The organism is endosymbiont of Galathealinum brachiosum (genome assembly GCA_003349885.1).
Lineage (GTDB): Bacteria > Pseudomonadota > Gammaproteobacteria > SZUA-229 > SZUA-229 > SZUA-229.
In genome coordinates this window covers 560,734-573,276 of the sequence record QFXC01000011.1, presented here as the reverse complement: position 1 = coordinate 573,276, position 12,543 = coordinate 560,734, and the positions used below count along the sequence as shown (strand labels likewise).

The 12,543-nt window shown below is 39.3% G+C and carries 8 protein-coding genes; 4 read left to right on the top strand and 4 right to left on the bottom strand.

The window, feature by feature from the left end:
• Positions 1-113 precede the first annotated feature (113 nt).
• From DIZ80_11040 to typA, 4 genes are all read right to left on the bottom strand, one after another.
• Positions 114-2,021, bottom strand: coding sequence for an ABC transporter ATP-binding protein (locus DIZ80_11040; protein RDH82802.1), 1,908 nt, complete (start codon positions 2,019-2,021; stop codon positions 114-116).
• A gap of 124 nt (positions 2,022-2,145) precedes the next feature.
• Entirely contained in the window at positions 2,146-4,443 is a 2,298-nt protein-coding gene (locus tag DIZ80_11035) for an RNA-binding transcriptional accessory protein (protein RDH82801.1), read from the bottom strand.
• A gap of 135 nt (positions 4,444-4,578) precedes the next feature.
• Positions 4,579-5,727 carry a hypothetical protein gene (locus DIZ80_11030; protein RDH82800.1) on the bottom strand — a complete coding sequence of 383 codons (1,149 nt, stop codon included), beginning with the start codon at positions 5,725-5,727 and terminating at the stop codon, positions 4,579-4,581.
• 164 nt (positions 5,728-5,891) lie between these two features.
• Complete coding sequence (gene typA / locus DIZ80_11025) at positions 5,892-7,715, bottom strand: translational GTPase TypA (GenBank protein ID RDH82799.1); 1,824 nt, start codon at positions 7,713-7,715, stop codon at positions 5,892-5,894.
• Between the two features lie 143 nt (positions 7,716-7,858).
• Here typA and DIZ80_11020 point away from each other — a divergent pair, with 143 nt between their 5' ends.
• The 4 genes from DIZ80_11020 to DIZ80_11005 all read left to right on the top strand — a co-directional run bounded on the left by DIZ80_11020 (position 7,859) and on the right by DIZ80_11005 (position 12,438).
• Positions 7,859-8,236, top strand: a complete 378-nt coding sequence (locus DIZ80_11020; GenBank protein ID RDH82798.1) for a hemoglobin-like protein — start codon at positions 7,859-7,861, stop codon at positions 8,234-8,236.
• 184 nt (positions 8,237-8,420) lie between these two features.
• Positions 8,421-8,687, top strand: coding sequence for a hypothetical protein (locus DIZ80_11015; protein ID RDH82797.1), 267 nt, complete (start codon positions 8,421-8,423; stop codon positions 8,685-8,687).
• Positions 8,688-8,823: 136 nt separating this feature from the next.
• Positions 8,824-9,687 carry a phosphohydrolase gene (locus tag DIZ80_11010; GenBank protein RDH82796.1) on the top strand — a complete coding sequence of 288 codons (864 nt, stop codon included), beginning with the start codon at positions 8,824-8,826 and terminating at the stop codon, positions 9,685-9,687.
• 381 nt (positions 9,688-10,068) lie between these two features.
• Positions 10,069-12,438 (top strand): hypothetical protein, encoded by a 2,370-nt coding sequence (locus DIZ80_11005; protein ID RDH82795.1) that lies wholly within the window; start codon positions 10,069-10,071, stop codon positions 12,436-12,438.
• The last annotated feature ends 105 nt before the right edge of the window (positions 12,439-12,543 follow it).

The following is a 12,543-nucleotide window of genomic DNA, read 5'->3' as shown; positions in this document are numbered from 1 at the left end:
GGAATATACATTTATTATAGAGAATTACTTTTTCAGCTTTCCACTATTCTGACTAACGGGCTATTTCCTGTGCTAAAAGACAGTAAGAACACTGAAACTTGCAGTTTCACTAATTATTCAGATGTCTGCTGAGATGTTAACAGGGTTAACTCTTCACTTTTAAGCAGCCAGTTTTCTTCTATTTCTTCGAGTTTGTTACTCAGATCACCTCTGTGTTTTGATAACTGCTCCATTTGTTCACGATTTTCTGCCTCATACATTTCAGGCTTTGATAATTCAACTTCAATCGTTTCTATTTCCTGCTCAATAGACCCCATTGCTTTTTCTAACGACTTGATCTCTTTTGTCAAAGGATTCAACAACTTGCGCTGGTCTGCCAACTGTTGTCTCTGAGTTTTTTTATTAACTGCCTTTGGCTCATTACTAGAATCTAACTCATTTTCAATACTTGTTTTTGGCTGTAATAACCAGTTCCTATATGCATCCAGATCGTCATTAAATACCTTAACTTTACCCTCATCAACCAGTAGAAACTGATCAGTAACGGCACGTAATAAATGGCGATCATGAGATACCAGAACCATAGCGCCTTCATATTCCTGCAAAGCAAGCGATAAAGCATGCCGCATTTCAAGATCTAAATGGTTGGTTGGCTCATCCAGTAATAATATATTGGGTTTCTGGTAAATAAGTAATGCCAATACTAATCGAGCCTTTTCACCACCAGAAAATGGCCCAACTGATTCAAGCACTCTATCACCGTGAAAATCAAAACCACCTAGATAACTACGAATTTGTTGCTCCGTTAATTTTGAATCTAAACGTTGCAAATGCAACAGGGCACTGGCTTCTAAATCAAGTTGCTCTAGCTGGTGCTGCGCAAAATACCCTATTTTTAATTCAGAAGATTGCTCAAATTCACCTTTCTGCGGCTGAAGCTCTCCAGCTAACAATTTTATTAAAGTCGACTTACCAGCACCATTATGACCCAACAATGCAATTCTATCACCGGGTAGCAAACTCAAACTGGCACCTTTCAATATTTCAACATCCCCATATCCAACGTTAATATCATCTAGTGTCATTAACGGATGAGGTAATTTCTCAGGTTTAAAAAATGAAAAATTAAAGGGCGAATCTATATGCGCAGCTGAAATCATTTCCATTCTTTCCAGTGCTTTTACCCGTCCCTGTGCCTGTTTTGCTTTACTGGCTTTAGCTTTAAATCGACGTATAAAACTTTCTATATGTGCTATTTCTCGTTGTTGTTTATCATATTGAGATTTTTGTAACGCGAGTTTTTCAGCACGCAATTTTTCAAATGCACTGTAATTACCCGTATAAAGATTTACAGATTGCTGCTCAATGTGAACAATATGGCTGGTCACCTTATCAAGAAAATCACGATCGTGAGAAATCAATAACATGGTTCCGGTATAATTTAACAACCATTGCTCTAACCAGATAACCGCATCTAAATCGAGATGATTGGTAGGTTCATCCAGTAGCAACAAATCAGACCGACACATAAGTGCTTGCGCAAGATTCAAACGCATACGCCAGCCCCCAGAAAAGCTACTAACGGGATTAGTTAACTGCTCAGTTGTAAAACTTAAACCTAACAATAATTTGCCCGCACGCGACTCAGCAGTATAAGCATTAATCTCTTCCAGACGACTATGACACTCAGCCTGAGCTGCACCATCATCAATATTTTCTGCTTCTGCTAATTGTTGCTGAATATTTCTTAGCTCAACGTCACCATCCAGTGCGTAATCTATAGCGCTCTTCTGTGTTGCCGGTGTTTCTTGTGCCACATGAGCAATGATCGTTTTTTGAGGTATTGTTAAATCACCCGCATCACTGTGAATCTGCTTCAAAATTAACGCAAACAAACTAGATTTACCGCAGCCATTGGCACCTGTAATACCAACGCGATTACCACGATGTATTTTAAAACTAGCCTGCTCGAACAAAACTTTTGTTCCACGACGAATTGCGAGATTTGAGAGGGTTAACATTCGTTTTTTCTTTTTAGTTTCTGCTTATTTATAAGCACCTTAACAAGTCATAAACCTTAAGTCACAATCAAAAATTAAACCTGGCCTGACAGTTAAACTTATGACTCACGACAAAGACTTACGACTATTTTTTAAACGCCTGAGCTAATGCATCAGCCATAGCTGAATTACCCATACTATTTGCAGACTGATTTTGTGGTCTTGATTTTTGCGGACGTTTCTTTTCACGAGACATATCTTTAACCTGATCACGGCTATCATCATCCAGTCTCATGCTTAAAGCTATACGCTTACGCTGTACATCAACTTCCATCACTTTCACTTTAACCACATCACCTGTTTTAACAACTTCACGTGGATCTTTTACAAAGGTATTTGACAATGCTGAAATATGAACCAGACCATCCTGATGTACACCGACATCTATAAATGCACCAAAGTTTGTCACATTTGTCACAACACCTTCAAGAATCATATCTGCGGTTAAGTCTTTTATCTCTTCAACACCATCTTTAAACTCGGCTGTTTTAAATTCTGGACGCGGATCTCTTCCCGGTTTTTCCATTTCGCCAATAACATCAACAACAGTCGGCAAACCAAAGTTATCGTCAACAAAATCATTAGCACTTAATTTTTTAAGAAAACTTGTGTCACCAATAATGGCATTAATAGATTTGCCGGATTGTTCAACTATTTTTTCTACCAGAGGATACGCTTCTGGATGAACAGAAGAACTATCCAATGGATTGTCACCTTTAGATATGCGTAAAAAACCAGCTGATTGCTCAAACGCTTTAGGTCCTAACCGTGGCACATTTAATAATTGCTTCCTGTTTTTAAACGCTCCATTTTCATCACGGAACTGAACAATATTTTCAGCCATAGATACACTCAAACCTGACACCTGCGTTAACAATGGGACTGAAGCCATATTAATATCAACGCCTACTGCATTCACACAGTCTTCTATCACGGCATCTAGTTGACGCGCTAACCTTACCTGGCTGACATCATGTTGATATTGCCCTACACCAATTGCTTTAGGTTCAATTTTAACCAGTTCCGCCAATGGATCCTGCAGGCGCCTGGCAATTGAAACAGCACCACGAATTGAAACATCTATATCAGGAAATTCTTTTGACGCTAATTCTGATGCAGAATAAACAGAAGCACCTGCTTCAGACACAACAAGTGCAGTCATTTTAAGTTCAGGATATTTACTTATCAGCTCTTTTGCTAATTTATCTGTTTCGCGAGATGCGGTTCCATTACCAATACTAATTAGTTTTACATTATGTTTTTTGCATAATGCAGCTAATGTCGCAACAGATTGATCCCACTGATTTTTTGGTACATGAGGATATATTGTTGCGTAATCAACAAGTTTCCCAGTTTCATTAACAACAGCAACTTTAACGCCTGTACGTAAGCCAGGATCAAGACCAAGGGTTGCTTTTGGTCCTGCTGGTGCTGCCAGTAATAAATCATTTAAATTTGAAGCAAATACTTTAATAGCTTCTTCTTCGGCCGCCTCTTTAAGCTTCATCTTTAACTCAACATCAAGATGACTAAATATTTTTATTTTCCACGCCCAGCGAACGGTATCCTGCAACCATTTATCAGCTGCTCTACCCTGATTTTCAATATTAAAATAATTTGTAATTTTAGCTTCACAAGGATGGGTATCCAGCTCATCTTCATTTGGCACTTTTAAATTCATTTGTAATATTGATTCATTACGGCCACGGAATAATGCAAGAGCACGATGTGATGGGATTTTTTCTACTGCTTCTTCGTATTCAAAATAATCTGAAAACTTTGCACCTTCAATTTCTTTTCCAGCTATTACACTTGATTCAATAATACCTTGCTGCCACAGATATTCGCGTAAATTTTGTAACAAATCAGCTTCTTCAGCAAACTGTTCCATTAAAATTTGTCGTGCACCATCAAGCGCTGCTTTTATATCAGGTACTGCTTTTTCTTCATCAATATATTTTTCAGCTTCTGTTTCTGGCTGTAATGAGGGGTCTTCGAATAAAGTAATAGCCAATGGCTTCAGACCTGATTCTCTTGCAATCTGTGCTTTAGTACGACGTTTTTGCTTGTATGGCAAATATAAATCTTCTAGTCGGTTTTTTGTATCAGCCTGCATAATTGAGGCTTTTAATTCTGGTGTGAGTTTTTCCTGTTCATCTATGTTTTTTAATATTGCTTCCCGTCGATCGTCAAGCTCACGCAAATATCGCAATCTATCATCAAGCATCCGCAACTGCGAATCATCCAGGCCACCTGTAACTTCTTTTCTGTAACGAGAGATAAATGGAACTGTTGAGCCTTCATCCAGTAACTCAACTGCAGCAATAACCTGCTTTTCGTTAACGGATAATTCTTCGGCAATACGTTGTGAGATAGACAGCATGGAACAGTAAAATCCTGATAATTTAAAAGACTCTATTGTACCTAAAGGCCAGTAATATCGCTGTAAATATTATCGAATTCTGCTAAAAATACCTTTTTAATATAACGACTATTAACCAACTGTTGTCATCACAAGTTAATGGTGTAGTCGCTTTTTAAGATGCAGTATTACCTTACTTAAACCCAGCTTAAGCCGGCTATCTGCGTGCGCAATTAATGGCAGCATTTTTCGCATTGCTGAAGCCAGTTGCTCATCAGTTACGCTAGCGTCTTCTCTGGCCAGTTTTATCACAATATCTTCAAGATCAACCTCTGTTTCGCTAACAGACAGTGATTCTGGTGTATTTTCTGTAACGCTGCTTTCGCCGCTCTGATATCGAACGATTTTTCCACTGCCATCAGTTACTGCTTTTTGTAATGCAATTTCTGCCTGTTTGAACAGATCTGAAAAAACAACTTCCGTATCATCCAGTACAGGTGAAGTTATACCGGTACTAAACTGTATATTAAAAACATCTTTGCCCATTTTTAATTTTAATCGTGATACTCGCTGACAAATTCGACTAACGACGACTTCCGCCCCCTGCGGATCCGAACAGGGTAGCAACAAAGCAAAGCGTGACACACCCAGACGTGCGGCTATATCTTCTGTGCGTTTACCTTCATTAATTAATGAAGCCACTTTAGCTAATATCTGTTCTGCAATATCTTTACCGTGCTTTACAAAAACATCAGCAAAACGGTCGATATCAAATCGTACTAGTGTAAATTCGGTACAATGTCGTTTGGCATAAGCAAGCGCCTGCTCTCCCTGCTGATGAAAAGAAGCCTCAGTTAATAAACCGGTCAATTTATCAAGTGCAGCACCTTTTTCCAGTGACTTCACTTCATTACGATAATTTATATGAGCCGATGCTCTGGATTTTAAAGAGATAGAATCAAACGGTTTAGAGATAAAATCAGTTGCACCTAATCGCAGCACTTCTTCTTTAGTCCCATCAGACTCTTCTGCCCCCGTAATAATAATTATTGGCATTTTAGCCAGCACAGGGTCCTGAGCATTGCGTACTTTTTCTAATAATTCAAAACCATCCATATTAGGCATACCCAGATCACTGAATACGACGGATATATTTGAATTTTTCTGCAGTTCATCCCAGGCGTCTTCGCCATCTTCTGCTTCAACTACATCAAACTCTTTCTGAAGAATTTTAACTGCGGCACGACGAATCACACGGGAATCGTCTACAACGAGGACCTGATTTTCTTTATTATTTTCTGACACTGATACTAAAACCCACTACTGATAATTATTGTTAGATTACCGGAGTTTAGCTGTTATAGACAGGGCTTGCACGAAGAGCGCTCAAGCTGGAGAAAAATTGTGATCTGGAGAATGCTCCTGCACTTCATAAGTGAAGAAGCATTCTCCAGAAGACAGGTATTGTACTAACTTACTTTCATACCACGCGAACTCTGTTTACGTAGATTTTCAGTCAATAATTTCTTACGGCTACGGATATGATTAGGCGTAACCTCAACCAGCTCATCATCATCGATGAACTCAAGCGCCTGCTCTAAAGACATTTGAATAGGTTTAACAAGAGTCAATGCTTCATCTGTACCAGATGCACGTACGTTTGTTAACTGCTTACCTTTAAGCGGGTTAACCACCAGGTCATTATCACGCGCATGTATACCAACTAACATACCTTCATAAACTTCATCACCATGCTCAAGGAACATCTTGCCACGTTCTTGCAGGTTATAAATTGAGAAGGAAAGTGCCTTACCTGTACCATTTGAGATAAGCACACCTTTACTACGCTGACCAATAATCACATCCAGCTTAGGGCCATAACTATCAAATACGTTATACATAAGACCATTACCCTGTGTCGCTGTAAGGAATTCTGTACGGAAACCGATTAAACCACGGGTTGGTATTTTATAATCTAAACGAACACGGCCTTTGCCATCTGGCACCATATCTTTCAGCTCACCCTTACGAATACCCAGGGCTTCCATTATCGTTCCCTGCGAATCCTCAGGCACATCAACCGTCAACGCTTCATACGGCTCCTGTAACTTACCATCAACTTCCTTGATAACCACTTCAGGACGACCTACACAAAGCTCAAAACCTTCACGGCGCATTGATTCAATTAATACAGATAAATGCAATTCACCACGACCTGACACTTTAAATTTATCACCTGTTTCACCTGGCTCTACTTTTAAAGCAACATTGTGAATTAGTTCCTGATCTAAACGATCTGAAATATTACGCGATGTAACATATTTACCATCCTGACCAGCAAACGGGCCATTATTCACCTGGAACGTCATGCTTAATGTAGGCTCATCTACAGATAGTGGAGGCATCGCAACAATATTTTCAGGATCACAGATTGTGTCTGAAATATTCAACTTATCGATACCATTAAAGCAAATGATATCACCCGCCTGCGCCACATCGACTTCAACACGCTCAAGACCATGGAAGCCTAAAATTTGCTGCATTCGAATACCATTACGGATATTGCCTTCACTATCTATCAATGACAAAGCCTGATTACGTCTGATTTTACCCTGTTTAATACGACCTATTCCGATTACACCTACATATGAGTTGTAATCCAGTGAGCTGACCTGCATCTGAAAAGGCGCATCAATATCAACATCAGGAGCAGGCACATGCTCAATAATTGCTTCAAGAAGCGGAGTCATGTCGCCTTCCATTACGTCATCTTCCAGACTTGCAAAACCACCTAAACCTGATGCATAAATAACAGGGAAGTCTAACTGCTCATCTGTTGCACCTAACTGATCGAACAGTTCAAATGTTTGATCTAACGCCCAGTCAACGCGTGCAGCAGGCTTATCTACTTTATTGATAACAACAATTGGCTTGAAACCCATGTCGAAAGCTTTCTGCGTAACAAATCGTGTTTGAGGCATAGGACCTTCCTGTGCATCAACCAGTAGTAATACTGAGTCAACCATAGAAAGTACACGTTCAACCTCACCACCAAAGTCCGCGTGACCCGGTGTATCTACGATATTGATACGAAAATCGTTCCAGGTAATAGCGGTATTCTTTGACAGGATAGTAATACCACGTTCTTTTTCCTGATCATTGGAATCCATAACACAGGTATCCATGTCTCCACGGCTATCATCTATTGTGCCGGACTGCTTTAACAATTCATCAACCAGAGTAGTTTTACCGTGGTCAACGTGGGCAATTATTGCGACATTACGTAATTTCATGTTTGCTTCAAGCTCCTGGCCAAAAATAGTTGCAAATGGGCCAGTTGTTCCGGCCAATCAAAAAGGGTGGCAAATTATACAGCATATTAGAGCTTTATGATTAGTGTAGAATGCATATATTCGAACTTATTTGACAAAATGCTATGAAAAACACCCATTATGAGTCCCTTGGTGGAGAAAAATCAGTACGAGAACTCGTTGACCGCTTTTACGACCTGATGGACAAAAAGTCAGATATGACAGAATTAAGAGAATTACACGCCCCGGATTTAACTGAAGCACGTAAAAAACTGTTTATGTTTTTATCTGGCTGGTTAGGTGGTCCCTCTCTCTATATAGAAAAATACGGACATCCCAGACTTCGTCAACGCCACATTTCTTTTGTCATTGGAGAAATTGAGAGAGACCAATGGATGAGCTGTATACAGCAAGCAATGACTGACATGAACATTGAAAGCGAATTAAAACAGATCTTATATGATGCATTCTATAAAACCGCCGATTTTATGAGAAACAGATAGTTTTCAGGGAACAACGTAAGGATTTTCTGATATACCTGTCGGCCTTCTGTGATAAAGGCTGGAAGGCATAGTTGTTTTACTTTCATTGTGATATAAATCACGCAACTTAATTGAATCTGTTCTATAACTATTAGTCAGATAAAAATGATAAACGAAGAGAATCGCGAGATTCCAAAGGATAAAAATGGAAAACAAGACGTATATTATTGGCCGCAGGGGCAATATAGAACTTTTTGATAAAACAACAAGCTCACGTCATGCAGAGTTAGTTGTTTTGAATGATCAAATGTATTTAACAGATCTGGATTCCACTAACGGCACTTACTTGATGGATCACGGAAAACGCAAGCGCTTCAAAGAAGGTTATATCAATCTAGAACAAACCCTGTCTTTTGGTGAGCACGTTTGCACTGTTAGAGAACTTATCGCAAGAGCTGAAATTTCACACTAACCTGTAAAAACACATATTTTCACCCTATTTTTATGTTTTTTTTATAGTTAACTAGAAAATCGACGCATTTTAAGCCATTATTCACTACTAACTCACCCGAACGGGTGGTTTTTTTTGCTCAAACTTAGGGAAAACAATGGTTCGCAAGCCCGAAGACCTCGTAAAAGGCGTCGTCAAACTTATTTCATTACCTGAAATATATATTCGCGTCTCCCAGATTCTTGAAGATCAAAATCATAACGCCAAACAACTCGGTGAAATAATTAGCCACGACCCGGCTCTTACCGCACGCATTTTACGCATTGTTAACAGCGCTTATTACTCTCTCAGAGCAAAAATAGAACTCGTTAGTCGGGCTGTATCGGTTATTGGTGAAGACGATCTACGTAATCTGGTTCTGGCAACATCAGCCGTTGATACATTCAAGCGGATCCCCAACCAGTTGGTTGATATAGATTTATTCTGGCGACATAGCGTACACACAGGCATTGTTTCACGACTGCTATCTAAACACTGCAATATTTTACACGGTGAACGTCTGTTTGTTGCCGGCATGCTACATGACATTGGTAAGCTAATTTTATACTTTAAAGAACCTGCGTTATCACAAGAGGTATTACTTGCTGCAGCTGAATCTGATGGTCAGTTATTTCGCTCAGAACAAAAAATCATTGGCTTCACCCATGGCGACGTTGGTGCTGCTTTAATAGAAGCCTGGAAACTATCAGACACCCTGAAAGAAGTTGTCGCCTACCACCATACCCCCCTTAAAGCCAAAAACTATCGTATGGAGGCCTCTATTGTGCACATTGCAAACTGTGTAGTAAACGCGCTGGGGCCTGACATTGAAGTAGATGAACACTTACTCGATGATTTTCCAGGTTTTGAACCTAAATCTCTTGAAATAACAGGTCTGGATTTAAAAATCCTGCCCGACGTAATGGAGCAGGCCTGGGAACAGGCCGCTGAGGTGCTGGACATTATCTGCCCCAGGGTATAACTGCCACTCATTAGAGCGCCTCACAAGGGGCTCTAATGATTCAAAAAGATGACGATTTAACCTCTCATCTTCGATAACCTCATTATTGTCTGCTTCTACTACTATTCTCTAGAAATAGAACTAAAATAAAACTGTCCTGTCAAAATTATCGACTGGACCGCTAGATATATGGTTATCTCTTTTGTGAACAGGATCACGACAGAAACCCGCAAAAGCAACTAAATTATTAAGTAACGGTGTGCAATACTTAATTCACCACACGCCTCAAATGTTAAAAGCATCGGAAGGTTAACCCCTTTTATAGAAGATGCGCACTAACACCAAGCCAAAAGCTTTTTCTGGGTTAGAAACTATAGTGCCATTATGTAATTAAATTCCTGAATGGAAAAATACATGAGCGCGATCATACACAACTTTAACAACACATCCCGAACACCCGGGCAGACTGCTGAGATAAACCTCAAACAGTTAAAAAGTAAAATTGCATACTGCCTCAATGAGGAGTTATCTGAATTAATGGGTCGTATGTTTGACGGTGCTGATGATATGTTATTCCAGCTAGCCGAAAATGCGGATTCAAACGAAGACCAGAATCAGTATTTTGACACGATGCGGATGTTACGTACTGAACGTCAACAAATCGGGCAAAATTTCGCTGTCAATTTAAAAGAATACTTACAACCAGCCAATAACCAAAACAACCAAAACAACCAAAATACTACCGAGGAAGATGAGCTAAGCCTTGTTGATCAGGACGAATTAGAGGAAATGGTTGCCATATCCACTATGCACTCCAAAGCAATGAATTTATATGGCGAGGCTGTTGGTCACCTTGAAGCCAGAATAGAATTTTTATCACTTAAATCTTCCGATATTTTTATCAAGAATGCACTTGAACCTAAAAACATTTGCGAATCATTTAAAGACGCACTATCTGAAATAGAACTTTCAACAAATAATAAATTAATTTTATATAAGTTATTTGATCAGGAAGTCATTTTACACCTGGAAGATCTTTACAAAAACTTAAATCAGCTATTCATAGAACAGGGAATATTACCTCAGATAAAACTTGGGGATGCTACAGATAAAACATCGTCTAAAATAAATGCACAGGTAGCGCCTGTAGATCAACCAAAAGAAACAGATGCTGTTTATATTGAAAACCCGACTTATAATGCCTCACAGAGCTCCACTTATAATTACAATTCATCTGGCACCGGGTCTTCATATTCGACAGGCTCTGAACAAAGTCAAATTTACAATTCTTCATCAAACAATACAAAGCAACAGCCGCATCAGGTTATAAGTCAATTTATAAATGGCGAACTAACCGCTTCTGGACCAGGAATACCAGCATCATTTACAACGACAAATAATGCGCACGCTTCAGTTGGCACGCAATATTATGACCGCCGCGATGTAATGAATGCACTGTCCAACCTGCAACACAATGTTTCACAGTCAAGCGAACCTATAGAACAGATAAATGCTGCCGACTTCAAGCGAGCCCTGTTAGCCGACATGGGAAGTCGCAGTGGTGGAGCTATCACTAAACAGGTCAATCAGGTTGATGAAAAAACCATCGACTTCATTGAAATGTTATTTGACGCCATTACTGAAGACATCAGTATTTCAGAACCCGTTACAAACTTGTTACTTAGATTACAAATACCCGTAATAAAAGTAGCCATGTTAGACAAAACCTTTTTTGCAGATGGTGAACACCCATGCAGAGCTACACTTAACCTTATAGCACATCTTGGTCGCGGCCTCACTTCAAGAGATGACTCTCTCTTTTCCAGATTAAACGATGTTGTTGAAATGCTATTGAATGATTTTGATATTGACATTAATAGCTTCGAAAATTCCACAACGCAGTTAGAATCCATTGAGCTTGATGAGCTACAAATAACCGCTAAAGAAGAAAAAGAAACTCAAAAATCAGTCTTGCAAAAACATGCTCGCGAAGTCGTTCTTGCAGAGCTGAAACACCTTGTAACAAATAAAACCTTGCCTAAAATTTCACAAAAATTAGTCCTTAAATTCTGGTCAACACTTATGTATCACCGGTACATAAAGTACGGCAAGAATAGTGACGACTGGCGCGACTCTGTACACATAGTAAACAACCTGATCAAATTATTACAGCCTGTCGAATCATCGCAGGCATACAATACTTTATCTACTGAGAAAGATGATGCTCTCGATGCCATTCACACCAACCTACTAAACACAAAACAAAATCCGGTTGATATCGAAACTGAAGTTAATAATGTATTTTTAACCTTTGAAAGCACGCTCAATGAAAGTGCTTTCAATCCCGAAAACACGTCTGACCATAACTCCTACTTTGTTTCTGTCAATGAAGCAGACAATGAAATAGATGATTTTTACTCTATGTCTGAGCCAATATTGGAAATTGAAGAAGAGATAGTTGACCCCCTCCTTGAGCAGATCAATGTTGCTCGCGAAAAAATTGCCAATCTTCCTCATGAAGTACGACCTGGCGTCTGGTTTAAAGTTTACAATGGCGAAGAATCTGCAGCACGACGTGTTAAATTATCAGTCATTATAATGGAAGAAGCCAAGTTGATTTTTGTTGATAGAGTCGGCATTAAAGTCATAGAAAAAGACGCTGAAATATTTACCAGTGAGTTACGTTCTAATGAATCGCAAATTATAGCCGACCATTCTGCTTTCGATCATGCTCTTGGCATGGTCATTAACTCACTATCCGTAACCGTTTAAACCTTAAAATGAGCAAAATATAAAATGAAATTATCAGTTCAGGTTATTTTAACCTTTGACTGTATATTTCAACCCTGATAATGCGGGATGATTCTGCATTTTTGT

Excerpts from the sequence above, each read along its gene's own strand:
- DIZ80_11015 (RDH82797.1), top strand. The coding sequence starts at position 8,421 with ATGGAAAACAAGACGTATATTATTGGCCGCAGGGGCAATATAGAACTT.
- DIZ80_11040 (RDH82802.1), bottom strand. The coding sequence starts at position 2,021 with ATGTTAACCCTCTCAAATCTCGCAATTCGTCGTGGAACAAAAGTTTTG.
- typA (RDH82799.1), bottom strand. The coding sequence starts at position 7,715 with ATGAAATTACGTAATGTCGCAATAATTGCCCACGTTGACCACGGTAAA.
- DIZ80_11005 (RDH82795.1), top strand. The coding sequence starts at position 10,069 with ATGGAAAAATACATGAGCGCGATCATACACAACTTTAACAACACATCC.
- DIZ80_11010 (RDH82796.1), top strand. The coding sequence starts at position 8,824 with ATGGTTCGCAAGCCCGAAGACCTCGTAAAAGGCGTCGTCAAACTTATT.
- DIZ80_11035 (RDH82801.1), bottom strand. The coding sequence starts at position 4,443 with ATGCTGTCTATCTCACAACGTATTGCCGAAGAATTATCCGTTAACGAA.
- DIZ80_11020 (RDH82798.1), top strand. The coding sequence starts at position 7,859 with ATGAAAAACACCCATTATGAGTCCCTTGGTGGAGAAAAATCAGTACGA.